General features: G+C 68.5%; 21 protein-coding genes. 13 read left to right on the forward strand and 8 right to left on the reverse strand.

Annotated elements, in window-relative coordinates:
- The first annotated feature begins 17 nt into the window (after positions 1-17).
- From J8I34_RS06315 to J8I34_RS06330, 4 genes are all read left to right on the forward strand, one after another.
- Positions 18-2,504: a GcvT family protein gene (locus J8I34_RS06315; protein ID WP_209805635.1), complete on the forward strand. Its 2,487-nt coding sequence runs from the start codon at positions 18-20 to the stop codon at positions 2,502-2,504.
- Between the two features lie 229 nt (positions 2,505-2,733).
- On the forward strand, positions 2,734-4,254 hold the full coding sequence (gene adh, locus J8I34_RS06320; RefSeq protein ID WP_209805636.1) for an aldehyde dehydrogenase: 1,521 nt from the start codon (positions 2,734-2,736) through the stop codon (positions 4,252-4,254).
- Positions 4,255-4,371: 117 nt separating this feature from the next.
- Positions 4,372-5,400, forward strand: coding sequence for an alcohol dehydrogenase AdhP (adhP, locus tag J8I34_RS06325; protein WP_029044839.1), 1,029 nt, complete (start codon positions 4,372-4,374; stop codon positions 5,398-5,400).
- Between the two features lie 14 nt (positions 5,401-5,414).
- The gene (locus J8I34_RS06330) at positions 5,415-5,810 is read left to right on the forward strand and encodes a DUF779 domain-containing protein (RefSeq protein WP_209805637.1); all 396 of its coding nucleotides are present in this window, start codon (positions 5,415-5,417) and stop codon (positions 5,808-5,810) included.
- Between the two features lie 83 nt (positions 5,811-5,893).
- On the opposite strand, the gene J8I34_RS06335 is transcribed toward J8I34_RS06330, so the two are convergent.
- A complete protein-coding gene (locus J8I34_RS06335) occupies positions 5,894-7,846 on the reverse strand; it encodes a sigma-54-dependent Fis family transcriptional regulator (protein ID WP_209805638.1) in 1,953 nt (650 codons plus the stop codon).
- Between the two features lie 194 nt (positions 7,847-8,040).
- Positions 8,041-8,283, reverse strand: coding sequence for a hypothetical protein (locus J8I34_RS06340; protein ID WP_029044836.1), 243 nt, complete (start codon positions 8,281-8,283; stop codon positions 8,041-8,043).
- 198 nt (positions 8,284-8,481) lie between these two features.
- On the opposite strand from J8I34_RS06340, the gene J8I34_RS06345 reads away from it, so the two are divergent.
- Genes J8I34_RS06345 through J8I34_RS06355 form a run of 3 tightly spaced genes read left to right on the forward strand, consistent with a single transcriptional unit; the run spans position 8,482 to position 12,938 of the window.
- Positions 8,482-9,444, forward strand: a complete 963-nt coding sequence (locus tag J8I34_RS06345) for an alpha/beta hydrolase (protein WP_209805639.1) — start codon at positions 8,482-8,484, stop codon at positions 9,442-9,444.
- A 43-nt stretch (positions 9,445-9,487) separates the two neighbouring features.
- Entirely contained in the window at positions 9,488-11,638 is a 2,151-nt protein-coding gene (locus J8I34_RS06350) for a penicillin-binding protein 1A (RefSeq protein WP_209774789.1), read from the forward strand.
- A 46-nt stretch (positions 11,639-11,684) separates the two neighbouring features.
- Entirely contained in the window at positions 11,685-12,938 is a 1,254-nt protein-coding gene (locus tag J8I34_RS06355) for an arsenic transporter (RefSeq protein WP_029044833.1), read from the forward strand.
- 73 nt (positions 12,939-13,011) lie between these two features.
- Here J8I34_RS06355 and J8I34_RS06360 read toward each other — a convergent pair whose 3' ends face one another.
- A complete protein-coding gene (locus J8I34_RS06360; protein WP_245175795.1) occupies positions 13,012-13,173 on the reverse strand; it encodes an arsenite efflux pump ArsB in 162 nt (53 codons plus the stop codon).
- Positions 13,174-13,544: 371 nt separating this feature from the next.
- Here J8I34_RS06360 and folE point away from each other — a divergent pair, with 371 nt between their 5' ends.
- Together folE and J8I34_RS06370 are read left to right on the forward strand one after the other, a co-directional pair.
- Positions 13,545-14,294, forward strand: coding sequence for a GTP cyclohydrolase I (folE, locus tag J8I34_RS06365; protein WP_209805640.1), 750 nt, complete (start codon positions 13,545-13,547; stop codon positions 14,292-14,294).
- A 56-nt stretch (positions 14,295-14,350) separates the two neighbouring features.
- Positions 14,351-14,794, forward strand: a complete 444-nt coding sequence (locus J8I34_RS06370) for a BLUF domain-containing protein (protein WP_029044831.1) — start codon at positions 14,351-14,353, stop codon at positions 14,792-14,794.
- Between the two features lie 35 nt (positions 14,795-14,829).
- On the opposite strand, the gene J8I34_RS06375 is transcribed toward J8I34_RS06370, so the two are convergent.
- Together J8I34_RS06375 and J8I34_RS06380 are read right to left on the reverse strand one after the other, a co-directional pair.
- A complete protein-coding gene (locus J8I34_RS06375; RefSeq protein WP_029044830.1) occupies positions 14,830-15,081 on the reverse strand; it encodes a hypothetical protein in 252 nt (83 codons plus the stop codon).
- Positions 15,082-15,259: 178 nt separating this feature from the next.
- Positions 15,260-15,424, reverse strand: a complete 165-nt coding sequence (locus J8I34_RS06380) for an FmdB family zinc ribbon protein (RefSeq protein WP_029044829.1) — start codon at positions 15,422-15,424, stop codon at positions 15,260-15,262.
- A gap of 483 nt (positions 15,425-15,907) precedes the next feature.
- Here J8I34_RS06380 and J8I34_RS06385 point away from each other — a divergent pair, with 483 nt between their 5' ends.
- The 3 genes from J8I34_RS06385 (at position 15,908) to J8I34_RS06395 (ending at position 21,708) form a co-directional block, all read left to right on the forward strand.
- Positions 15,908-16,555, forward strand: a complete 648-nt coding sequence (locus J8I34_RS06385; protein ID WP_209805641.1) for a response regulator — start codon at positions 15,908-15,910, stop codon at positions 16,553-16,555.
- 26 nt (positions 16,556-16,581) lie between these two features.
- Complete coding sequence (locus tag J8I34_RS06390; RefSeq protein ID WP_209805642.1) at positions 16,582-20,151, forward strand: ATP-binding protein; 3,570 nt, start codon at positions 16,582-16,584, stop codon at positions 20,149-20,151.
- A 165-nt stretch (positions 20,152-20,316) separates the two neighbouring features.
- Positions 20,317-21,708, forward strand: coding sequence for an MFS transporter (locus tag J8I34_RS06395; protein ID WP_051320307.1), 1,392 nt, complete (start codon positions 20,317-20,319; stop codon positions 21,706-21,708).
- 40 nt (positions 21,709-21,748) lie between these two features.
- Here J8I34_RS06395 and J8I34_RS06400 read toward each other — a convergent pair whose 3' ends face one another.
- Complete coding sequence (locus J8I34_RS06400) at positions 21,749-22,561, reverse strand: SDR family oxidoreductase (RefSeq protein ID WP_209805643.1); 813 nt, start codon at positions 22,559-22,561, stop codon at positions 21,749-21,751.
- A gap of 46 nt (positions 22,562-22,607) precedes the next feature.
- A complete protein-coding gene (locus J8I34_RS06405) occupies positions 22,608-23,543 on the reverse strand; it encodes an IclR family transcriptional regulator (RefSeq protein WP_245175796.1) in 936 nt (311 codons plus the stop codon).
- A 477-nt stretch (positions 23,544-24,020) separates the two neighbouring features.
- Between J8I34_RS06405 and J8I34_RS06410 the strand changes: the two genes are divergently transcribed.
- Positions 24,021-24,446, forward strand: a complete 426-nt coding sequence (locus J8I34_RS06410; protein ID WP_029044823.1) for a PRC-barrel domain-containing protein — start codon at positions 24,021-24,023, stop codon at positions 24,444-24,446.
- 234 nt (positions 24,447-24,680) lie between these two features.
- Here J8I34_RS06410 and J8I34_RS06415 read toward each other — a convergent pair whose 3' ends face one another.
- The gene (locus J8I34_RS06415) at positions 24,681-25,625 is read right to left on the reverse strand and encodes a transcriptional regulator (protein WP_209774778.1); all 945 of its coding nucleotides are present in this window, start codon (positions 25,623-25,625) and stop codon (positions 24,681-24,683) included.
- Between the last annotated feature and the right edge of the window lie 408 nt (positions 25,626-26,033).

Here is a 26,033-nt window from a genome sequence, read left to right on the forward strand (position 1 = left end):
CCCCACTGAGACCCGCCATGCCTCTCACGCCTCCCACCCAAACCCGTGTCGTCATCATCGGCGGCGGCATCGTCGGCTGCAGCGTTGCCTACCACCTGACGAAGCTGGGCTGGAAGGATGTGGTGCTGCTTGAGCAGGGCCAGCTGTCGTGCGGCACGACCTGGCACGCAGCCGGCCTGGTCGGCCAGCTGCGCTCGCAGGAAAGCATGACCAGGCTGATCCGCTACTCCACGCAGCTCTACAGCGAACTGGAAGCGGAAACCGGCCTTGGCACCGGCTGGAAGCAGTGCGGCTCCCTGTCCGTGGCGCGCACCGCCGAGCGCATGACGCAGCTGCGCCGCACCGCCGCGGTGGCGCGCGCCTATGGCGTGGCGTGCGAAGTCATCTCCCCCTCCCAGGCGGAGGAGCTGTGGCCGGCGATGCGTGCCGACGACCTGCGCGGCGCGGTCTGGCTGCCTGGCGACGGCAAGGCCAACCCCACCGACCTGACGCAGGCGCTGGCGCGCGGCGCGCGCAGCCGCGGCGCCATCATCGCGCAGGACACGAAGATCACCGCCATCCATACCGCCGACGGCCGTGCCACCGGCATCAGCTGGCGCAACAAGAACGGAGACGAGGGCCGGCTGGAAGCGGAGATCGTGGTCAACTGCGCGGGCCAGTGGGCGCGGCAGGTGGGGCTGATGTGCGGCGTGACCGTGCCGCTGCATTCGGCCGAGCACTACTACATCGTCACCGAGCGCATCGCCGGCGTGCATCCCGACCTGCCGGTGATGCGCGACCCGGACGGCTTCATCTACTTCAAGGAGGAAGTCGGCGGGCTGGTGATGGGCGGCTTCGAGCCCGACGCCAAGCCCTGGGGCATGCAGGGCATACCGGAGCCGTTCGAGTTCCAGCTGCTGCCCGACGACTGGGACCAGTTCCAGGTCCTGATGGAAAATGCGCTGGTTCGCGTGCCCGCCCTGGAATCAGCGCAGGTCAGGCAGTTCTACAACGGCCCGGAATCCTTCACGCCAGACAACAACTTCATCCTCGGCGAAGCGCCGGAGTTGCGCAATTTCTACGTCGGCGCCGGCTTCAACTCGATGGGCATCGCCTCCGCCGGCGGCGCCGGCATGGCGCTGGCGGAATGGATCGCCGCGGGCGAGCCGACCATGGACCTGTGGCCCGTCGATATCCGCCGCTTCGCCGGCTTCAACGGCAACCAGAACTGGCTGCACGACCGCATCAAGGAAACGCTCGGCCTGCATTACGCGATGCCGTGGCCGAATCGCGAGCTGGAGACAGCACGCCCGTTCCGGCGCTCGCCGCTGTATGCGCACCTGCGCGAGGCCGGTGCCAGCTTCGGCAGCAAGATGGGCTGGGAGCGGCCCAACTTCTTCGCGCCGCCGGGGGCATCGCCGCGGATCGAATATGCCTTCGGCCAGCAGAACTGGCTGCCATGGAGCGGCGCCGAGCACCGCGCGTGCCGCGAAGGCGTGGCGCTGTTCGACATGAGCTCGTTCTCCAAGTATCTGGTCAAGGGTGCCGATGCCGAGGCGGTGCTGCAGTATGTGATGAGCAATGACGTGGCGGTGCCGCCGGGGCAGAGCGTCTATACCGCGATGCTCAACGAACGCGGCACCTATGAATCGGACCTGACCGTGACGCGGCTGGCGCACGACCAGTACCTGGTAGTGACCGGGTCGGCGCAGGCCACGCGCGACTTCAGCTATATCGAGCGCCTGATCCCGGGCGACAAGCGCTGCGTGATCGTCGACGTCACCGGCCAGTACGCGGTGCTGGCGGTGATGGGACCGCGCTCGCGCGAGCTGCTGCAGACGGTGTCGCGCGCGGATTTCTCCAATGATGGCTTTCTCTTCGGCAGCTCGCGCGAGATCGACCTCGGCTATGCCACCGTGCGCGCGACGCGCCTCACCTATGTGGGCGAGCTGGGCTGGGAACTGTACGTGCCGGTGGAATTCGCGGTGGGCGTCTACGAGACGCTGCACGAAGCCGGGCGCACGCTCGGGCTGGTCAATGCCGGCTACTACGCCATCGAATCGCTGAGACTGGAAAAGGGCTACCGCGCCTGGGGCCGCGAGCTGTCGCCGTCGGTCAACCCGTTCGAGGCGGGACTGTCGTTCGCCTGCAAGCTGGCGAGCGGCATCGGCTTCCGCGGCCGTGAAGCGCTGCTGCAACTGCGGCAGGCAGGCGGTCCCACACGGCGCATGGTGGTCGTGACGGTGGACGGCGCCAGCGATGCCATGATGTGGGGCGCGGAGGCCATACTGCGCACCGGCCCCGACGGCAGCGTGCGCGCGGTGGGATCGCTCAGTTCCGCCGCGTTCGGCCATACGCTGGGCTGCCCGGTCGGCATGGCATTGCTCGCGCGCGAGGACGGGCCGGCCGATGCGGCGTGGCTTGAGGCCGGCACTTACCACGTCGACCTGGCCGGCGAACTGCTGCCCGCACGCGTCCACCTGCGCGCGCCCTACGATCCGGCATCCGCGCGCCCGAAGGCTTGAGCGGCGTCAGTTCAGTTCACCCGGTGTTCCAATCTGGAACAGCCGCTGTCACGCGCTGGCACACACCGGCAGCGCGTGACACACCTCCGGGCTGATTTCGCGGTCAGTTCTTCGATTCGCCCCCGCTTTTCCGTCTTCTTGCGCCCCGGCACACCTCTTGCGATCTGCTCCCTTGCGCACGGTCCCACGCCGTGACGACACGACACAAATCCTTCGAACGGAGCGAGACATGAACATGGCGGAAATCGCCCAGCTGGGCGTCAACAACCCCTACAAGCAGCAATACGAAAACTTCATCGGCGGCCAGTGGGTGCCGCCCGCCGGCGGCGAGTACTTCGAGTCGATCACGCCGATCACTGGCAAGCCGTTCACGCGCGTGCCGCGCTCCAACCAGCAGGACGTCGACGCAGCGCTCGACGCCGCGCACGCGGCCAAGGCCGCATGGGGACGCACTTCCACCACCGAGCGTGCCAACATCCTGAACCGCATCGCCGACCGCATCGAGGCCAACCTGATGCTGCTGGCGGTGGCCGAGACCATCGACAACGGCAAGCCCGTGCGCGAGACCACCGCCGCCGACCTGCCGCTGGCGGTCGACCACTTCCGCTACTTTGCCGGCTGCATCCGCTCGCAGGAAGGCGGCATCTCCGAGATCGACGGCGACACCGTCGCCTACCACTTCCATGAGCCGCTGGGCGTGGTCGGCCAGATCATCCCCTGGAACTTCCCGCTGCTGATGGCGACCTGGAAGCTGGCGCCTGCGCTGGCCGCCGGCAACTGCGTGGTGCTCAAGCCGGCCGAGCAGACGCCCGCGTCGATCCTGGTGCTGATGGAGGTGATCGGCGACCTGCTGCCGCCGGGCGTGGTCAACGTGATCAACGGCTTCGGGCTGGAGGCGGGCAAGCCGCTGGCATCGAGCCCGCGCATCAGCAAGGTGGCCTTTACCGGCGAGACCACCACCGGCCGGCTGATCATGCAATACGCGTCGCAGAACCTGATCCCGGTGACGCTGGAGCTGGGCGGCAAGTCGCCCAACATCTTCTTCGAAGACGTGCTGGCCGCCGACGATGCCTACTTCGACAAGGCACTCGAAGGCTTTGCCATGTTCGCGCTGAACCAGGGCGAAGTCTGCACCTGCCCATCGCGCGCGCTGATCCAGGAGTCGATCTACGAACGATTCATGGAACGCGCGCTCAAGCGCGTGGCGGCGATCCGCCAGGGCCATCCGCTCGACAAGGGCACCATGATCGGCGCGCAGGCATCCGCGGAGCAACTTGAGAAGATCCTGTCGTACATCGACCTGGGCCGCAAGGAAGGCGCGCAGTGCCTGGCGGGCGGCGAGCGCAATGCGCTGGACGGCGACCTCGCGGGTGGCTACTACGTCAAGCCGACCGTATTTGCCGGCCACAACAAGATGCGCATCTTCCAGGAAGAGATCTTCGGGCCGGTGGTGTCGGTCACCACCTTCAAGGACGAGGAAGAAGCACTTGCGATCGCCAACGACACGCTCTACGGCCTCGGTGCCGGCGTGTGGACACGTGACGGCGCGCGCGCATTCCGCATGGGCCGCGGCATCCAGGCGGGCCGCGTGTGGACCAACTGCTACCACGCCTACCCCGCGCATGCCGCGTTCGGGGGATACAAGCAGTCCGGCATCGGCCGCGAGAACCATCGCATGATGCTCGACCACTACCAGCAGACCAAGAACCTGCTGGTCAGCTACAGCCCGAACGCACTCGGATTTTTCTGACGGTGCTCAAGGCATGGCGCAATGGCCGCCCGTAGCGGCGCCACGCGTGCCATGATCCGGGTTGTGCCCCGCGGGCGCGGGGCCAGCCCGGACACGGAGTCATTCAAGGAGTTCGAGATGCCTGCAACGATGAAAGCCGCCGTGGTGCGCGAGTTCGGCGCGCCGCTCACGATCGACGAAGTTCCTGTTCCCCAACCCGGCCCCGGCCAGATCCAGGTAAAGATCGAGGCCTCGGGCGTCTGCCATACCGACCTGCACGCCGCCGACGGCGACTGGCCGGTCAAACCCACCCTGCCCTTTATCCCCGGCCATGAAGGCGTGGGCTTCGTCTCCGCCGTGGGCAGCGGCGTCACCCGCGTGAAGGAAGGCGACCGCGTCGGCGTGCCGTGGCTGTACAGCGCCTGCGGCTACTGCGAGCACTGCCTGCAAGGCTGGGAAACGCTGTGCGAGAAGCAGCAGAACACCGGCTATTCCGTCAACGGCGGCTATGGCGAATATGTCGTCGCCGATCCCAACTACGTGGGCCTGCTGCCCGACAAGGTCGGCTTTGTCGAGATCGCGCCGATCCTGTGCGCGGGCGTGACGGTCTACAAGGGACTGAAGGTGACCGATACGCGGCCCGGCCAGTGGGTGGTGATCTCAGGCATCGGTGGCCTCGGCCACGTGGCCGTGCAGTATGCGCGTGCCATGGGCCTGCGCGTGGCCGCGGTCGATATCGATGACGACAAGCTTGCCCTGGCGCGCAAGCTCGGCGCCGAGGCCACCGTCAACGCGCGCACCACCGATCCCGCCGCGTGGCTGCAGAAGGAAATCGGCGGCGCGCACGGCGTGCTGGTCACCGCGGTGTCGCCGATCGCCTTCTCGCAGGCAATCGGCATGGTGCGCCGCGGCGGCACCATCGCGCTCAACGGGCTGCCGCCGGGCGAGTTCGGCACGCCGATCTTCGACGTGGTGCTCAAGGGCATCACCATCCGCGGCTCCATCGTCGGCACGCGCAGCGACCTGCAGGAATCGCTGGACTTTGCCGCGCATGGCGACGTGAAGGCCACGGTGTCCACCGCCAGGCTCGATGACATCAACAATGTGTTGGGGCGCCTGCGCGACGGCAAGATCGAAGGCCGGGTCGTGCTGGACCTCAACGCCTGACGAGGAGAAGGGTCATGCCGGCTTCCGCATCTGCTGCACCGTCCGTCGCCCGCGTGGTGGCAACACCTGCCGCGCTGGCGCTGATCGCGCAGCTGAGTGCGCGGCATGGCCCGCTGATGTTCCACCAGTCCGGCGGCTGCTGCGACGGCAGCGCGCCGATGTGCTATCCCGACGGCGAGCTGCTGGTCGGCCCGGCCGATGTCCGGCTCGGCGAGATCGGCGGCGCGCAGTTCTACATGACGCGCGCGCAGTTCGAATACTGGCAGCACACGCGGCTGGTGATCGACGTGGTGCCGGGGGCGGGCGGGATGTTTTCGCTGGAGGGGCGGACGGGTCAGAGGTTCCTGACCCGGTCGGAGCTGTTCAGCGATGAAGAGGCGGCGTGGCTGGCTGCGCAGCCAGGGTTGTGAAATGCTCGCAGATTGTGTGCTCCCTCTCCCGCTTGCGGGAGAGGGGAGCAAACCAGCGGGAAGCGAAGCGCCTCGCCTGAGTGTCAGTCCTCCGCTGCCGGGTCGTCTTCCAACCCTTCTTTCAGCCTGCGATAGATTGTATTGCGCGACACCCCCAGCTCGCGCGCGGCATGACTCACGTTGCCGCCATGCCGTACCAGCGCCTGCCGGATGACGCCGGCCTCCCAGTCGCGCATGCGGCTGGCACCCGGGGCAGGCGCCGTCGTAGCGCAAGGCGCCTGTTCCACCGGTCCGCCGCACTCCTGCTCAAACCCTTCCGGCAAGTGCTCGCAGCCGATCTCCGCCTCGCCCTCGGCCAGTATCGCCGCCGTGCGCAACACATTGGCGAGCTGCCGGATATTCCCGGGCCACGGATGGCTGCGCAGCGACGCCAGCACCTGCGCGCTGACATGGAGCGGAGATTCAGGCCCCGCCTCCTCCCGCTGCCGCTGCAGGATTCGCTCCACCAGCACCGGCAGGTCACTGCGCTCGCACAGCGCCGGCAGCGTCACCGCCAGCGCATTGATGCGGTAGTACAGGTCTTCGCGAAAGCTGCCCTCGGCAATCATCGCGCGCAGGTCGCGGTGGGTGGCGCAGACCACGCGCACATCGACCGGCACCGCCCGCGCCGCGCCCAGCGGCGTCACCGCGCGCTCCTGCAGCACGCGCATCAGCCGCACCTGCTGCGCCAGCGGCATGTCGCCGATCTCATCGAGGAACAGCGTGCCGCCATGTGCCTGCGCCAGCTTGCCGGCGCTGCCGCGCCGGCGCGCGCCGGTGAAGGCGCCTTCCTCATAGCCGAACAGCTCGGCTTCGATCAGCGTTTCCGGGATGGCTGCGCAATTGACTGCGACAAAGGGGCCATTGGCGCGCGGCGAGGCGGCGTGGATGGCGCGCGCCAGCCACTCCTTGCCGGCCCCGGTGCGGCCCTGTACCAGGATCGGGATATCGCGGCCGCTGACCTTGCGCACGCGGCGCAGCACGGCGGCCACGGCGGCATCGCCGGTGTCGAGCGCTGCCAGCGCTGGCGGCAGCGGCTCCTCCGCCAGGGGCTGGCGCACGCTGACCGGCGCGGCGCGGTATTCGATGCGCGCGAACACCTGCACGCGGCTCGGCAGCGTCAGCACGTGCAGCGTTCCGGCCGCGCGTGCCTGCATCGCCATGCGCACCGGCTGGCCGAACAGCCCGGCAAAGCCGGACAGCGCCAGCGCCTGCGGCGCCAGCCCCAGCTGGAACAGCCCGCTGCGGTTGGCGGCCAGGAAAGCGCCGTCGGGCGTGAACGCCGCCATGCCCTCGAACAGCGTCCCGACGAATTCCGGCCGCGCATGGAAGCGCACCAGCACGGCTTCGGGGAAGTGGTTGGCGAACAGGTGGTTCTCGATCATCTGCGCCGACATCCGCACCAGCGCCATGGTGTGCCGATGGAAGCCGCGCTGGTCGCCGCTGACGTCGAGCGCGCCCAGGATCTCGCCGGTGGGGCCGGCAATCGGCGCGCACGAGCAGGTGAGCTGTTGGTTGGCCTGCAGGAAGTGCTCGCCCGCGTGGACGATGGTGGGCCGCGCCTCCGCCAGCGCGGTGCCGATGGCGTTGGTGCCCTTGCTTGGCTCGGACCATGACACGCCCGGCGCCAGCGCCACGCGGCGAGCGCGCGCGACGAAATCGCCGTCGCCCAGGCTGTGCAGGATCACGCCGCTGCTGTCGGTCAGCAGCACCATGCTGTCGGTGTTGGCGATCTGCGCGTGCAGGGTTTCCATCACCGGCAGCGCATGGCGGTACAGGTCGCGGCTGGCGTCGACCAGCTCGCCCAGTGCGCGTGCGGCAAGGGCCTCGTAACCTGGCGCGTGGCCGGCATCGAGCCCGAAGCCGGCCGAGCGCGCATGCGCGCGCGCGATCAGCGCGGCGCGGTCGATGTCATCTGTACCTGCGCCTGCTTCGGCGGCGTGGCGCTGGGCGCCGGAAAGCGCTGGATCTGTGGCGGGATGGGCGGCACGGTGCATGACGGCGGGTCTCCGCGAGGTCTCCGGAAATGGCTGGCGGCTCGCGTGGCGGCCGCTGCCTGGCCGTCCCTTGCTGCGTCCCTTGCTGCAGACCGCGCAGGCGGACGCTGCGGCAGGCCGGGCGGCTGTTGTCCGGCAACCTTATCACAGCGCACTGGCCGTGTACGGATCCGCGCCGCGCCCCGGCGCCGGAGTCAGCGTTTTTCGTCGAGCAGGTCGTTCAGGATCTCGTCGAATGTCGCCTGCGCGTCCTCCAGCGCCTGCAGCGCCGCATCGAAGGTCTGCAGCGCGAGCTTGGATGGCTTGCCGCTGCCTTGCGGCGGATAGTGGGCCTGCAGCGCCGTGAATGCCACCTGTACCTGGCGCGTGGCCGCGACCACCCGCTCCATGGCCTGTGCCTCTTCGGCGCGGAACTGCTCGTCTTTCTGCTCGCTCATGCTGGTTTGCTCCCTGGGCGCGCCATCGGCCAGGATGCCGGTGGGTTGGGCGCGCGTATGAGGCATATCGTACAAGAACTGCGCGGCCTGGCTTGCGCTGCACCGTCGCGCCTGACAAAAATGAGGTAGGCTGCGCAGCTTGGGCGGCATGGCCGGCGCCCCCCGGCGCCACGCCCGCCGCGCACCTGAAGACTTGCCATGCGATTCAAGACCCGCCACGCGCTGGCCGCCGCGCTGATGACCGCCAGCGGCTTCGCCTGCTACTGGAGCTACCTGACGCTGAACCAGGACCGCCTGCTGTTCGACGCGCGCCGGCGTCCGCCGCGCGACCTGCCGGAGGGCATCGTCGGCTATTCGCACAGGATTCCCGGCGGCGTGGTGCGTGGCTACATCTGCCATGCGCCTGGCGACAGCGTGGGCGACCTGCTGTTCTACCTGCCCGGCCGCGGCGAGGATGTGCTGGAAACGCTGCAATACGCACGCTGGCTCCCGGCCGGCATGGCCTTCGCCACCTATGACTACCGGGGGCTGGGCCATTCCGATGGCCGTCCGTCCGAAGCGGGGGCCGTCGCCGATGCCAGCCAGTTCCTGCTGCATGTCCGGCGTGTGTTTCCCGACACCCGCGTGCACGTGGTCGGGCGCAGCCTCGGCACCGGCGTGGCGATCCAGCTGGCCGACCTGCAGGAATTCGAGAGCCTGCAGCTGATCACGCCCTACGACTCGCTGCTGGAACTGGTGCGCAAGCGCTTCCCGCTGGTGCCGCTGCGGCAGCTGATGCGCCACCATTTCGATTCGATCTCGCACTGCAAGAAGGTCGTGCAGAGCACCAAGGTGCTGCTGGCGGAGACGGACGAGGTCGTGCCGCATGCCTGCTCGGAGCGGCTGATGGCGGCGTGGCCCGGCCCGGTCGCGCTGCAGACCATGCCCGGCACGGACCACTTCACCATCATCGAGCAGCAGCAGACCTGGCTGTCGCTGTGCGAGTTCGCGCGCCAGCACGGCGAGGCCAGGCTGCGCATGGCCTCGGCCACGGCGGCGCAGCCGGACCCGGACAGCGCCGCCGCTCCCGCGCCGGCGCTCCATGCCGTGCCGGACACCGTCGCCCCGCCCGCCGAGCGGGACGACGGCGGCAGACCGCTGCCGCTGGCAGCCACCCGATAACCGCCACGCCGGTTCGGCCAGCCGGAGCAGGTAGAATGCGCGCATGAAAAAAATCGCAGTCAAGGCAGGCGGCGCCGTACTGGCGCTGGCTGCGGCCGCCAGCCTGCTCGTCGGCTTTGCCGCGGTGCTGAGCCTGCGGCAGCTTCCGCCGGTCGACGCCCTGCGCGACTATCGACCCGACGTCCCGCTGCGGATCTACACCAGCGACAACGTGCAGATCGGCGAGTTCGGCAGCGAGCACCGCGAATTCATCCCCTTCGAGCAGATTCCGCCGCGCATGGTCCAGGCCCTGCTGGCGGCCGAGGACGACCAGTTCTACGAGCACGAGGGTGTCGATATCTCCGGGCTGTTCCGTGCCGCGCTGGCCAATCTGGGCCAGGGCTACGCACAGGGCGCGTCGACCATCACCATGCAGGTCGCGCGCAATTTCTACCTGTCGCGCGAAAAGACGCTGGCGCGCAAGTGGTATGAAATGCTGCTGGCCTGGCGCATCGACCAGTCGCTGCCCAAGGACCGCATTCTCGAGCTGTACATGAACCAGGTCTACCTGGGCGAGCATGCCTATGGCTTCGGCAGCGCGGCGCATGCGTATTTCGGCAAGCCGCTGGCGGCCCTGTCGCTGGCCGAGAGCGCGATGCTGGCCGGGCTGCCCAAGGCGCCGTCGACCATGAACCCGGTGGTCAACCTGCCGCGCGCCAAGCGCCGCCAGGAATACGTGCTTGGCCGCATGCTGGCGCTCGGCATGGTCAGCCAGGAGGACTACCGCGCGGCCCGCGCCGAGCGCCTGGCCATCTCCGGCGAAACGCCCGGCAGCTTCGCCGGCCATGCCGAGTACGTGGCCGAACTGGCGCGCCAGCTGGCGCGCGAGCGCTTTGGCGACGAGGCCTACACGCGCGGCCTGAACGTCTACACCACGGTGTCGTCGGTGCGGCAGACGCTGGCCTACGATGCCGTGACCGGCGGACTGCAGCGCTATGCGCGCCGCCACCGCAAGGCGGTGCCGACGCTGGCGCAGGGCCCGCAGGCGGCGCTGGTGTCGCTAGACGCCAATACCGGCGCGATCGAGGCGATGGTGGGCGGCGCGGACTTTGCGGCCAGCCGCTTCAACCACGCCACGCAGGCGCTGCGCCAGCCGGGCTCGACCTTCAAGCCGTTCGTCTACGCCGCCGCGCTGGAGCGCGGCGTGTCGCCCGGCACGGTCATCAACGACGCGCCGCTGGCCAATTCGTCGCGCTGGCAGCCGTCCAACGACGACGGCCGCTTTATCGGCCCGGTCACCGTGCGCCAGGCGCTGGCCGAATCGCGCAACCTGCCGGCGATCCGCACGCTGCAGGCAATCGGCATTCCCTATGCGGTGGAGTTCGCCAGCCGCTTCGGCTTCTCGCCCAGGCGGCTGCCGCGCTACCTGCCGCTGGCGCTGGGCACCGGCACCACTTCGCCGCTGCGGCTGGCCGCGGCCTACGGCGTGTTCGCCAACGGCGGCCAGCGCGTGGAGCCCTACCTGATCGAGCGCATCACCGACAGCGAGGGCAACGTGCTGTTTGACGCTGCCCCGGCCGGCGCCGATGGCGCCGCGGCGCCTACGCGCGTGATCAGCGCGCGCAATGCCTTCGTGATGGACAGCCTGCTGCGCAGCGTGGTCGACGAAGGCACCGGCGCGGGCGTGAGCCGCTACCTGCGCCGTGACGACGTGGCCGGCAAGACCGGCACCACCAACGAAGCCATGGACGGCTGGTTCGCCGGCTACGCTGGCGGCGTGGTCACGGTGGCGTGGATGGGCTACGACGACAACCGAAGCCTTGGCGAGCATGAGTTCGGCGCCACCACGGCGCTGCCGGTGTGGGCGGCGTACATGGAAGGACGGCTGGCCGGCGTTCCCGAGACGGAGCCCGACGCCCCGGCCGGCCTGGTGCGCGCGGGCAACGACTGGATATATGCCGAGTACGCGGATGGCGGCCGTGGCATCGCCTCGCTCGGCTTCCCGCCGCCGGCGGCTTCTCCGGTGGCGCCGGTGACGCCGGCCGCGGATCCTGTCGTGGCCCCGGTGGCAAGCAACGCTGCGAGCCCGGCCAGTCCCGCCACATCCTTGGCGCCGCCAGCCGCGGGCACACAGCTTCCCGGCACCCCCACCGGCATGCCGGCGCCTGCGGCCGTGGCCGGGCCCGCCGTGTCCGCCCGCGGGGACGGCCTGTAAACTCCACGCACTCCTGCCCCCTCACCCCACCTTCGTGCCCATCCTGATGTCCAGCCACAGCCCGCTGCTGATCTGGTCGGTCGCCGCGCTGACCACCGCCGGCGTCCTGTTCCGCCCCTTCCGCCTGCCCGAGGCCTTCTGGGCCGCCGCCGGCGCGCTGCTGCTATGCGCCACCGGACTGCTGGCGCTGCCCGACGCATTCGCCGCGGTCATGCGCGGCTACGACGTCTACCTGTTCCTGGCCGGCATGATGCTGATCTCCGAACTGGCCCGCAAGACCGGCCTGTTCGACCACGTCGCCGCGCTGGCGGTGCGCCAGGCGCGCGGCTCGGCGCTGCGGCTGTTCCTGCTGGTGTATGGCTTCGGCACGCTGGTCACGGCGTTCATGTCGAACGACGCCACCGCGGTGGTGCTGACGCCCGCGGTGCTGGCCGCCACGCGTGCGGCGCGCGTGCGCCATCCGCTGCCCTACCTGTACGCTTGCGCGTTCATCGCCAACGCGGCCAGCTTCGTGCTGCCGATCTCGAATCCGGCCAACCTGGTGATCTTCGGCGAGCGCATGCCGCCATTGGCGGGATGGCTGGCCGCCTTCGCGCTGCCATCGCTGGCCGCGGTGCTGGCGACGCTGGCAGCGCTGTGGTGGACCCAGCGCCATGCGCTGGCCGAGCCGATCGGCAGCGATGTCCCGGTGCCGCCGCTATCGCTGCAGGCCTGGCTGACCGCGCTGGGCATCGTGCTGACCGGCATCACGCTGCTGCTGGCGTCGCTGCGCGGCAGCGAACTGGGCTGGCCCACCTGCGCCGCGGGCGTGGCCACGCTGCTGCTGGTCTGCGCCACCCGGCGCGACCTGCTGTTGCCGGCGCTGCGCGAAGTTTCCTGGAGCGTGCTGCCAATGGTGGCCGGCCTGTTCGTGCTGGTGGCCGCACTGGAGCAGACCGCGGTGATCGGTCACCTCGCCGACGCGGTCGCGGCCGCCTCGCGCGATGGCGGTGCGCTTGCACTGCTGGCGGTGGGCGGACTGGTGACACTGGCGGGCAATATCGCCAACAACCTGCCGGCCGGGCTGATCGCGGCGTCGGCGCTGTCCGCTGGCGATGCGTCGCACGCGGTCACCGGCGCGGTGCTGATCGGCATCGACCTGGGCCCGAACCTGTCGGTGACCGGCTCGCTGGCCACGCTGCTGTGGCTCACCGCGCTGCGCCGCGAGGGGCATATGGTCAGCGCCGGCCAGTTCCTGCGCCTGGGGGCGATCGTCATGCCGGCCGCGATGCTGCCGGCGCTGGCGCTGCTGCTCTGGTAGGTGTTGCGGGGCGCCCGGGCAGGGTGCCGCACGCTGCGCGTGCCTGACCAGGTCTGGCTCGGCGCCGCGCGCCTCAGCCGGTGGGGGCACTCCCGCCTGTCGGCACGCGCGCGCCCACGGCGAGCGGCCGCCGCAAGCCTGGCTTGCGCGCACGGGCAGCGCTGGCATGATGCTCCGCCACGCCCGTTTCCACCGGCGTTGCCGGCAGCGGTATCGTCACGACATGGAGCAGCATCAGGCTGCTGCATGGGAAGGCGATCGGCAAGGTCACGTTGTTCCCGACAAAAGTAAGGCCGCAACTTGCGGTACGCCCGCCATTCAGGCGGCGGGCGGCTGATGTTTGCGGACATTATGTGCGCTTGTCGGCGTCGCGCGGGGCGAGGTTGAGCGTTGTCACGAACAATTCACGGAGGCAAGCCGGGGTGTGCGGTATGCGGCGCGTCCGGCGCAGTGGGAATGGGGCCTCAAAGAGGACCCAAGAGGGCCTCAAAGGGGCCTCAGGGCGTCGGGCGGGCAGGTTGTCGGGCCACCGCATCTGCCATATAGTGAATCCGGCACACCCGCCGGCGCCAGTGCCGGACCACTCCGCAACCCACCACGCTTTCCATGAACAGCAAGGACGCGGCACACCGCCCGCAAGACCTCCAACCGGCCGACGCGGCCGCCGGCGACCCGGCCTCTTCCGTCTCGGAGCGGATCCGCGCGCGCCTGCAGGCTGCGCAGGAACGCTTCCACGCCAACGACAATATCGCCCGCTATATCGAGCCGGGCGAGCTGGAGCAGCTGCAAGCCGAGGTCCAGACCCGCATCGAAGGCGTGCTGCGCGCGCTGGTGATCGACGTCGAGAACGACCACAACACGCAGGAAACCGCGCGGCGCGTAGCCAAGATGTACCTGAAGGAGATCTTCGCCGGCCGCTACGCGAAGTCGCCGGCGGTGACCGAGTTCCCCAACGTCGGCCAGCTCAATGAGCTGATGATCGTGGGCCCGCTGCGCGTGCGCAGCGCCTGCTCGCACCATCTGTGCCCGATCATCGGCAAGCTGTGGGTGGGAGTGATGCCCAACCAGCATTCCAACCTGATCGGCCTGTCCAAGTACGCGCGGCTGGCGGAATGGATCATGTGCCGGCCGCAGATCCAGGAAGAAGCCGTGGCGCAGGTCGCCGACCTGCTGCAGGAAAAGATGAACCCCGACGGCCTCGCCATCGTGATGGAGGCCGAGCATTTCTGCATGCACTGGCGCGGCGTGCGCGACACCGACGCCAAGATGACCAACAGCGTGATGCGCGGCTCCTTCCTGAAGGACGACAGCCTGCGGCGTGAATTCCTCACGCTGCTGAACAATAACCGCGGCTAGGAGCCCTGCCCCGGAATCAGCATCCGCTCCTTCCCCATCACGGAACCGCCACGACCATGCTAGTCCGCCTGATCTATGCCAGCCGTGCCCGCCAGGCCATCGACACGGCCCTGCTCGACGCGATCCTGGCCACCAGCCTCGAGCGCAACCCGCGCCACGGCATCACCGGCGTGCTGTGCCACGGCAACGGCATCTTCCTGCAGGCGCTCGAAGGCGACCGGCAGGAGGTCTCGCAACTGTTCCAGTCGATCGCGCGCGATCCGCGCCACCAGGATGTGACGCTGCTGCATTTCGAGGAAACCTGCACGCGCGACTTCGCCGGCTGGGCCATGGGGCAGGTCAACGCGGCGCGCATCAACACCGCGACGCTGCTGAAGTTCTCGGCGCGCGCCGAACTCGATCCCTTCCGAACCAGCGGCGCGGCCTCGCTGGCGCTGCTCAAGGAACTGATTGCGGGCGCCTCGGTGGTGTCGCGCCTGGGCGAGCGCGGCCGGCACTGAGCCGCGCTTTCCGCGCTTTCCGCGCTTTCCGCACGCTACGCCGTCACGCGGCCGAACAGGCCGCATTCGAGATCGCTCTCGAACTCTTCGACCCAGACCGAACCCGGCCCCGCCTCATAGACGCTGACCGCGTCCGTGCCCAGCCGCTTCACACTGACGCGACGGCCCCCGCCATCGCCTTCGTCCGTGATCTGGAACGCCTCCTGTGGGATCCCGACATGCATGCAAGCCTGCGTTACCTGTTGCTGCTCGTCGGCGGGAAACTGGGAAAACGGTCTCGTGGCCATGGCATCCTCCGTCAAGGTTGAGATCGCCGCTTGCGCGCAGCGCGAACGCGCGTGGCGGTGCATGCGCCACGCATGAAACCACTCCGGCATCCCGCCGGCAATCGCCCGGCGGCATGCACGCCAACGCCCCGCTGCGGCCTCGCGGCGGAGCGCAAATCTCCTGGAACGTTGTTACGGCTCAGCTCTTGCGCTGGGTCACTGCCACGAACGGGGCCGGTGCGTGCTGGACGGACTGGCTGCCGCAGTTCGGGCAATTCGGATGGGCAGAGGCATGTTCTGCGAGATGTTCGGTTTTCTCGAACACGTGGCCGCACTTCTCGCAGCGGTATTGATAGACGGGCATGGCAATTCCCCCACGCGGCACGCGCCGCAAGCGCCACCCGGCGCAAGCCGGGCCTTGCGCGGCATGATGGCCGCGGGCGCGTGTCAGGTTCATTCTAGGACAGCGTTCGCGGGCGCCAAGCGTGAAAGTTTGATGGCTGCCGGCTGCGCCCCGGCATATGTCGTCGGCAGTCCACTTACATGGGAAAGCACAGCTGCGCCGTGCATTGATGTCACACAAATGCCATTGCGCGCGATCCGCGGAAAAATCGCGCTGCTCGCGCGCAGTTCGCCGTCAAGCCGAGCAGGGTTGAGGCCGTACCCTTATACCCAGCTTGCACCGCCTGCCCGTCCGGCACGATGGCAGTGACCGGGAACTAGCCGAATTGCGATTCAGGGGCGCCGGGAACATAGCCAGAATGCGGATTTGTGGTGACGCCGTGGCGCCTGCGGGTGCCCCGACAAAGCAAGCGCCAAGAACCCGAGGACCGAGGACCCGAAAACGATGTACGACCCAATCATCCGTGTCGCCCTGGCGGACGACCATCCACTGGTCATGGTCGCGCTGCGCGACTGCCTGCAGCGCACGCCCAACTTCCAGGTCACCAGTACCTGCGGCAACGGCACGGAACTGCTGGCCGCGCTCGACCGCGAGCCCGCCGACATTGCCGTCACCGACTTCTGCATGGGCCGCGGCGATGCCTCGTCGGATGGTTTCAACCTGCTGAACCGGCTCACGCGCCGCCATCCGCTGACCCGCATCGTGGTGGTCAGTGCCCAGGCCAATGCCGCCATCATCCGCCGCGCCATGAAGCTGGGCGTGCGCGCCTACGTCAGCAAGGAAGACCCGACCGATGAAGTGGTGCGGGCCTGTCTCCAGGTTATCGGCTGCGACGGTTGCTACCACTCGCCTTCGGCGCAGGCCATCCTTGACAGCGCCGCGCTCGCCGCGGCCCCGGCGACCGAACTGACCCTGCGCGAACTGGAGGTGGTAAGGCTTTATGCGCAGGGGATCCAGCTTGCCGACATCGCCGGCAAGCTCGGGCGCTCGGTCAGCACCATTTCCAGCCAGAAGACGGTCGCCATGCGCAAGCTCGGCGTGCAGACAAACACCGGCCTGATCCGTTACGCGTACGAAAATGGCCTTATCTGACGTGGCAACGGCCTGAACACGCGTCGATGGAATCAACCCTGAAGCGCACGCGCGAATCGCTCACGAGCGCGTTCGATGCGCTGGCCGGGCAATCCCGGCGCCAGCAGCAACGCTACGCCGCCACCATCGCCGTGCTGATCGCCGTGGTGGTGTTCTCCGGCCTGCTGCTGGCCGGGCTTGCCGCGGGCCGGCACATCGACTACCGGCGCGGGCACGTGGCGCAGTACATGGCGGCGCTGTCGCAGCTGCTGCAGAACGAGGCGTCGTTCGTGCGGCGCAGCGTACTGACGATCCGCTACCAGCGTGAAACCCCTGCTGTCGACCCGGCGCGCGATGCCGCCTTCGAATCGTTCCGGCGCACCGGCGCGGCCAGCATCCATGCCGACGGCGTTGGTAAGGACTATCACCTGCTCGCCACCCCTGACACGCGCCTCGCCTGGGGCGCCAGGCTGCCAAAGCAGTTCGCGGGGCTGCGCGGCATCGCGCTGGCCACCATGGCAACGCAGCAGGCGTTCGGCCTCGATCACGACGCCTTTGCCGTTGCGCTGGACGAAGACAGCGCCGTGGTCATCCGCCAGCCAGAAAACGGCGCACGCGCGCCGATGGCGCTCGACCCGACGCTGATCCCGCTGCTGCGCACGCGCCTGATCGAAGCGCTGCGCGACCGCACCGGCCATGCCGTGCCGGCGCGCGACCAGCCGGTGTGGATCGGCCCGCTGCGGCATCCGGTGGACGACTCCCCGGTCATGATGCTGGTCAGTGCGGCCTATGCCGGCGACAGGCCGACCACGCTGGTCGCCGCCTGCATCCCGGTGCAGGGTTTCCTGGCGACCCTGCACCGGCCGAGCCAGCCGGCGCTGTTGCTGCTGGTCAATGAAGCCGACGAGATCATCGACGTGTCGCCGCGCGAAGGCGTGGCATCGGCGGCACAGATATACAACCTGGCGGCGCGGGCGCGCCACATCGGCCACGATACGCTGCTGTACACCAGCAATGGCGTGCTGCTGGTCGAGCCGCTGCAGGCGGGCGTTGGACTGCTGGTGTACTTCCTGCCATACCGGATGCTGGCTGCGGCGCTCGCCGCCGAGTTCGCAGGCATCGCGGCGGCCATGCTGGTGCTGGTCAGCGGCATCGTGCTGACCGCGCGCTACTGGAGCCGGCACCTGCTGCGGCGCACGCATGCCGATGCCTCGCGCGCGCTGGAAAGCGAGCTGATGACGCATATCCTGGTCAGCGCCACGCCGGTGGGGCTGTGCATCGTGCGCCAGCGCGACTACGGCGTGCTGATGTGCAACCAGCGAGCCGACACGCTGCTGCAGCTGCATGGCTCCCGGCAGATGCCCGACGCGCTGGTACAAGCGTTCGGCGCGCAGCCGCGCCGCTGCGGCGACGGTCCGGCCGCGATTGCCAGCCTGACAATCGCCGCACCGGCAGCGGCCCGGGAGAGCGACGCCGCAACGGACGCGGTGCAGGTCGATGACGGTACCGCCCCGGCTGCCGACGCCACCGCCATCACCAATGCCGCCGATGCCGCCGATGCCACCGATGCCACCGGGCGGTTCCTGCAGATTACCTATGCGCCGGCGCGCTACCGCGACGACGATGTGCTGTTCTGCGCGGTGCTGGACTGCACCGCGCAACAGGCGCTGGAGGACCAGCTGCGCTCGGCGCAGCAGGCCACGGAGGCCATGATGCGCGCACGCTCGACTTTCTTTGCCGCCATGAGCCACGAGATCCGCACGCCGCTCAATGCGCTGCTCGGCAACCTCGAGCTGCTCGCGCGCAGCCCGGGGCTGGAGACGCATGCGCCGCGGCTGCAGGCGCTCGACGCGGCCGCCGGGGCATTGCGGCGCATCGTCAACGATGTGCTGGATTTCTCGAAAATCGATGCCGGCAAGCTCGAACTGGTCGACGAACCCTTTCGCCCGATCGACGCATTCGAAAGCCTGGCGCTGACCTACGCGCCGATGACGGCGGGCCGGCCGCTGCGCTTTCACCTGCTGCTGTCACCATCGCTTGACGTGGAAATCACGGGCGACCGCACGCGGCTGGTACAAGTAATCAACAATCTGCTGAATAACGCGTTCAAGTTCACCGCCAGCGGACGTATCAGCTTCAGCGCGGAGGTGTGCGCCGAGGGCCAGGGCATACCACAGCTGGTCTGCCGCGTCGGCGATTCCGGCATCGGCATGCCGCCGTCGCTGGCGGCGCGGGTGTTCCGGCCGTTCGTGCAGGGCGATGCCGCCGGCGCCGGGCGCCTTGGCGGCACCGGGCTCGGACTCTCGATCTGCGCGCGGCTGTGCGAGCTGATGGGTGGCAGCATCACGGTGGCGAGCGTGCCCGATATCGGCAGCGCCTTCACGGTGCGCTTGCCGGTGCGGACCGTGCCGGCGGCGCGGCAGGCCACCGGGCACTTGGACACCGCTGCGCCGCACGGCCACGTTCTGGTGTTGTGCCAGGATGCGCGTATCGGGGAAAACCTTGAAGCATGGCTCAATGCCGCGGGCTGGCGCGCGAGCGGTCTGGCTTCGCTGGCAGCTGCGCGGGAATACCTGGCGTACAAACCGGCCCGGGTCATCGTGGCCAGCGGCGACTTTCCGCTGGCCACGATGACCGCGCTGCGCGAAGCGGGCACCGCCACGGTAGTGTGGGTCACGCCGGACGGCCCGCATCGCCCGCACCAGCGCGCGCCCGGGATTCTCGAGGTCACGGCATACAGCCACCATGCGTTGCTGGCATGCGTGGCTACGGCAGCCCGCAACGCCAGCCATGACTCCACCGGCGAGCAAGGGCCAGGCAACGGGCCAGACAATACCGACAGCAGAACCGAGAGCACTACGGGCACTACGGGCACTACGGGCACTATGGGCACCACGCCCGCAGCGCCACAGCCAGTCCCGATCACGCCGCGGGCCTCCATCCTGGTGGCCGAGGACAATCCGCTGAACCAGGCCCTGATCACCGAACAGCTGCAAACGCTCGGCCACCAGCCGATCGTGGTCAGCAACGGCAAGCAGGCGCTGGCGGTGCTGGAGACCGCGCGGGTCGATGCCGTGCTGACCGACATCCAGATGCCCGGCATGGACGGCCACGAACTGCTCGAGGCGGTACGTGCGCGCCATCCCGGCGTGCCGGTGCTGGCCTTCAGCGCCTTCCCGCGCAGCGAGTGGTCGATGGACTGGCGCCAGCGCGGGTTCGCCGGCTATGTGGCCAAGCCGGCATCGTTGCAGGACCTGGAGGCCTGCCTGGACCATCTGCCCGCGCGCCAGGATGGCGCGGCACAGGGTCACGCCAGCATCGAGACAGGCAACGACCGCCAGCGCTACAAGGCCATGCTGCGCAGGCAGCTGCTGCAAGACCTGCCCGAGCTGGAGCGCAGCATCGCGCAATGCGACGTGGCGGCCCTCGGACGCTGGATCCATGCTGCGGCTGGGGCGTTCATGATCGTGCGCCGCAAGGGCATCGTGCGCGAGTGCCGGGCGCTGGAAGCGCTGTGCGGCGCGGCGCCGGGCTGGACCCCCGCGGTCGCCGCCGCTGCCGCGGCGCTGCGCGAGCGGCTGCGCAGCTATATGGAAGACATCGGCGCCGCGGCCTAGCGCGCCAGCGGTGCCTGCAAGTGCCCGCAAGTGCCTTACCGGCGCGCCATATCACAATTGTCGGATTTGCGAGCACCGCCACGCGGGACGATAATGGCCAGGCCGCACGATGGCCCGCCATCCTTCGCCTTTCCGCGGCGCGCCATTGTCTTCAATGTCTCTCCCATGCAGCCAGAACAAGGCCTTCCCCAGCCGCAACGCACCTGGGCGATTCTCACCGTTTTCTTCGGCCTGATCATGGCCGTGCTCGATGGCTCGATCGCCAACATCGCCCTGCCCTCCATCTCGCGTGAACTGCACACGGAGCCGTCGAGCACCATCTGGGTCGTCAACGCGTACCAGCTCACGGTGACCGTGTGCCTGCTGCCGCTGTCATCGCTGGGCGACATCCTCGGCTACAAGCGTGTGTACCGTGCCGGGCTTGCAACCTTCCTGGCCGGCTCGCTGCTGTGCGCGCTGTCGGTCAACCTGCCGATGCTGGTGGCGGCGCGCGTGCTGCAGGGCATCGGCGGCGCCGGCATCATGAGCGTCAATACCGCGCTGGTGCGCTTTATCTACCCGCCCACGAAGCTGGGCCGCGGCATCGGGCTGAACGCGCTGGTGGTGGGCGTGACCATCGCGGTGGCGCCTTCGCTGGGGGCGATCATTCTGGCGGTAGCCAGCTGGCAGTGGCTGTTCGCGGTGAACGTGCCGGTGGCCATCCTGGCACTGGTGCTGAGCCGGCGCGCGCTGCCGAAGACGCCGCCGCAGCCGCGCGGCTTCGACTATCCCAGCGCGCTGCTGTCGGCGCTGGTGTTCGGGCTGTTTATCCTGGGCGTGGACGGGCTTGGCCATGCCGCCTGGCGCGCGGCCGGCGTCGCGGGGATTGCCGCCGCGATCGTGCTGGGCTGGCTGCTGGTGCGGCGCCAGCGCGGCCGCGCCGCGCCGCTGGTGCCGGTGGACCTGTTTGCCAGCCGGGCCTTTGCGCTGGCGGTAGGCACGTCCTTCTGCTCGTTCATGACGCAGATGCTTTCCTTCGTGGCGCTGCCCTTCTACCTCGAATACCAGCTTGGCCGCTCGCTGCAGGAGACCGGGCTGCTGATCACGCCGTGGCCGATGATGGTAGCGGTGATGGCAGCACTGTCGGGGCGGCTCTCGGACCGCTACCCGGCCAGCATCCTCGCCGGCCTCGGGCTGGCCATGCTGGCCGGCGGGCTGGTCGGACTGGCAACGCTGGGAGCGGATGCCAGCAGCCTCGACATAGCGTGGCGCATGGCACTGTGCGGCACCGGCTTCGGCTTCTTCCAGTCGCCCAACAACCGCGCCATGATCGGCGCCACGCCGCCGGCCCGCAGCGGCGGCGCCAGCGGGGCGCAGGCGACCACGCGGCTGCTGGGCCAGACCACCGGCACGGCGCTGGTGGCACTGCTGTTCAGCCTGGCGCCGGACGGCGCCGCGCGGATCGCGCTGTATGTGGCGGCGGCGGTCGCGACCGCCGGCGCCCTCATCAGCCTGACCCGGCTGCACGATCCCAGCGGCGAAGGCAACGCGCAGGCGGCGGCGGAACCGGACGCCTGAGGCGGGCGCCTGGCCCGCGCAGGCCCTGCGCGCTTACTGCTTACACCGCGATGCCGCCGAACTCCTGCATCACCTTGTCATGCAGGCGCCGCATGCCGCGCAGCCAGCGGTCGTAGTCCTGGCCCTTGCGGCGGTAGTACTCCAGCACTTCCGGGTGCGGCAGGATCAGGAAGCGCTCGTCGGCCACGCCCTCGAGCGTCGCCGCGGCCACATGCTCCGCGGTGACGGAGCCCTCTTGCAGGAAGCCCTTGCGCTCCCCCTGCTCGCCGAACAGCATGTTGGTCTGCACGCCCTGCGGGCAGATGCAGCTGACCTTGATGCCGCGGTCGCCGTAGGTGATCGACAGCCATTCGGCAAACCCGATCGCCGCGTGCTTGGTCACCGCGTACGGGGCGGAGCCGATCTGCGACAGCAGCCCCGCCGCCGATACCGTATTGACGAAATAGCCGTCGCCGCGCTCGAGCATCTGCGGCAGCACCGCGCGCGCCGCATGGATATGCGCCATCACGTTGATTTCCCAGATGCGCTGCCATTCGTCGGCACCCGCGTCGAGGCCCTTGCGCAGGATGATGCCGGCGTTGGAGCAAAACACATCGACCTGCCCGAAGCGGCGCGTGGCCTCGTCGGCCAGTGCCTGCACCGCGGCGGCATCGGCGACGTCGACCGCTTGCGCGAACACCTGGCACGATGGCACGGCCTCCTGGACTTCGGCGGCGACCCTGGCGGCGCCATCCGCGTTCAGATCGGCCACGGCCACGCCTCGTGCACCGGCCTGTGCAAACGCCAGCGCCAGCGCGCGGCCAATGCCAGTGGCCGCGCCAGTCACCACCACGGTCTTGTTGCTTACTTCCATGCGCTATCTCCTCATCGATCCTGGTTGATATGGGTCTGTTACCGTGTCATTCATTGGCGGCTCGCCGGCTGGCGGGACATGCGCCCGTCTCGGGCCCGTCCGCCGGCAGCCGCATCGAAGCGCGCGCGCCGCCGGGCTGCCACAGGCGCGCCTGCAGGGTCTCGGCCAGGTCGCGGATGCGCGGGCCGAGATTGCCCTCCAGGATTTCCGGCGACAGCCGCGCCGCGGAGCCGCCGATATTCATCGCCAGCACTTCGCTGCTGCCCGCGAGCCGCAGCGGCGCCGCGGCACCGCTGACGGTGCGGTCCCATTCCGCGTGCGCCACGCAGAAGCCGCGGCGGGCGTAGTCCTGCAGCGCGCGCTCGATGCCGCTGCGCACGGCAGGCCAGCGCACGCCGTAGTGGCGCGCCAGTTCGGCCAGCGCCGCTTCGCGGTGCCCGGCGTCGAGCCCTGCCAGCCAGGCGCGCCCGATTGCCGAGGTCGCCATCGGCAGGCGCGCACCCGGCGCCAGCCGGATCACCAGCGCGCCACGCGGCTGGCAGCTTTCCAGGTAGACCATGGCGTGCCGGTCCGGCATCGCCAGCGCCACGGTGCAGTCGGTGGCAAAGGCCAGCGACTGCATCAGCGGCTGCGCGATCTCGCGGACGCCCGCGCCCCCAATGTAGCGATGGCCGAGCACCATCGCGCCCTGCCCGAGCCGGTATTTCTCCGTGCCTTCGATATAGGTCAGGTAGCCAAGCGTGGCCAGGGTGTAGGTCAGCCGCGACACGGTCGGCCGCGGGATGCCGGTGCGGCGCGACAGCTCGGCATTGCCGAGGTAATCGTCCTGCGGCCCGAAGGCCCGCAGCAGCTCCATGCCACGCGCCAGCGCCGTGACGAAATTGCGGTCCTCGGGGCAGCCCACGCCCGCCGGCACGCCAGCCGGCGCAAGCGCGTGGGCGGCGTCAGGCGGCGGGGACGGAATGGTGGTGGTGCGCTTCATGGGCGGACGGCAGCAATGGCAAACGGCTCTTGATAGCAGCTTCCCACCCGGACCCGGCACCGCTATGTAGCGAAAGCATGTGCGCCAGAAACGGGGTTCATGGATGCGGATCAGAGGGTCAGCGCGACTTCTGCCATCAGCAACCGGAGCCAGAACCTGCCACACGTCCCAATAAAATCAATAGCTTACCGAGGCCTTGAACAGCAGGCGCCTGCCTTTCAATGCCCAATCCCGCCGCCACCTTGAAGAACGAATCGCCCCAGCACGTGAACTGCGCGTCATCGCGTGCCTGACGACCCGTCCATATCTCGAGAGCGCCCGGGCAACACTGCCAGCCGCTTCCTTCAACCGCCTGGAAAAAATTACGCAGGACGCTTCCTATCGGCAACCGCGCTGTCGACGTGGCGCGCGAGACCGGCCAGGCATACCCGTTGCTTATCTCCATTGTTCGTCAACCCGACACGATGGGAGCACACCATGCAATCGAAACCATCCGAAGGCGCGGCAATCATAGGATCCGGCATCGGCGCAGGGCCAGGTCCGCAAGTGATGGCTGCATCGAGCCTCGACGGCACCACCGCATACTCGTCGGACGGCCAAGACGTGGGCAAGATCTCCGAGATCATGCTTGACGTCCCGCGGGGGCGCATCGCCTATGCAGTATTGACTACGGGCGGTTTTCTTGGAATCGGCAACAGGTTGCACGCAATTCCGTGGAGTGCCCTGGTAATGGACACTGACGAAAAGTGCTTCCGGATTGCCATGACGGCAGAGAGGATCAAGACGGCGCCCGGCTTCGACAAGGACAACTGGCCGAGCATGGCCGACCCCGAGTGGGGTGCCTCGGTGCATGCATACTATGGCCGCGACCCCTACTGGGGCGAGCGGCAAGAAACAAGCTAAGCGGCATATTGCCAGGGCGCAATGCGTGGTCGGGCGCGGCAACGGACGAGTGCGTGCTGTTGCCCCTCGGCATTATTCGTCGGCGACAGCCGCTCTGCGCAAGAGTTAAAAAATAGGCACCGCCATAACGGTGCCCTCAATGGGAAATTTCAATGAATGAAGAACAATAATCGTGCCAAATATATGCACTTCGGAAAATTGAAAATTATTTACATCAGATTTTTTCTTGTCGCGCTACGCGAACAATGCGCAATTTCCCGCCCGGGCGGGTTCCATTCCGGGAGACGCTGGCCGGACACGTTCCTCAGCATGGCCACCAGCCGCGGCGGCAGGCAACCTGCTCCGCTGGTGCGCCTGCGGCAAGCGCTCCGGCCGCGCCGGCGCTGCATGGTCGACGGCATCGAGATCGAGGCAATGCTTGAAGTCGCTCGCTGCCAGGCGCATGCCTAGAAACTTTCCAAACGCATCGAGCTGAACCTGCGACGTCATCCCTGCGCTGCCGCCGATAGCCGGGCAGATGATCCAGGTCGTTCCGTCCTTGGTGAAGAGCCGCAAGCGCCTGACCTGGTCTGCCGGCTGGAGTGCATGCTCTTCACTGGCGAGCCCGTTTAGCGAGAACGCGTCGACGTATTCGTCGGTATGGCGATGGCTCAGGCAAATGACGGCCTTCGGGCGCCAGCGGGCACGGGTCTTTTCGAGGAACCGGAAGCGTTCGCCATGTCGGCACAGCTCCAGGTAGCGCGCCTGCGGGATCAGTTCAGGCTGACCTCGGAACGCCCTGGACCAGGTCGTTCGCCCGTCGACCTGGGCAGGCAGGGGAAACAGGCTGAGCCGGAATTCAGCGCTCCTGGGCGAGTAGAGATGGCGCCAGTAGTATTGCTCCCAGTCGTTGTCCCCGAGGCGGACGCGCAGCGCCTCGGCGCGCGCGGCGGCCATGATGCGCGCAATGCACTGATGGCCGAACCACTTGCCCATGTCTTCCCGGTGCTGGCTGCGGAACACGGCGTCCCAGGCTGGCGGTGCCATACGCGGCTGCAGCGGTGCGACCAGCGGCTCCGACCACGCCGGGCTTCTGTCGCATATCCAGACGGGAGCCCGTGGATTGCCTCCCTCCATTCCAACGTAGGAGGAAAAATAGCGATCGAGTTCCTGACGCGCGAACACCTTTGAATGCTGCATGTTATCCCTTGCTGCTTGGTGGGACCCCCGATATTCAATGCCGCAGCATGCCGGCGCCTCGTGGGCGCACGTACTGCCGTGGTCTTTTACAAATCTTTATCCGCAGACAGGAGGCGAAGGCGTCAGTGCGCCATCGCGGGCGACATTCCCGCGCCGATTGGGTCTTTTCCAAGGCCCTGAGCTGCCTGCTTGAATAATGGAGCCAGGCTCGCGCTCGCACGCGGCGCCGCCTGCCAGAAATCCGGTCGTGGGGCCCTGAAAGCGGTCTCGGCCCGAGCGGAAGCTGTGAGCCTGTGTTACCCCGGAGCCAGGATAATTTTTGTTAAGTATGCGGAGTAAACCAATTTCACGAATGAGAGTCAGATGCCAGTCACATGAAGAACGAGCTGGCATCGCCGATGAAGTGCA

This window comes from Cupriavidus phytohabitans (assembly GCF_017815025.1).
GTDB lineage: Bacteria > Pseudomonadota > Gammaproteobacteria > Burkholderiales > Burkholderiaceae > Cupriavidus.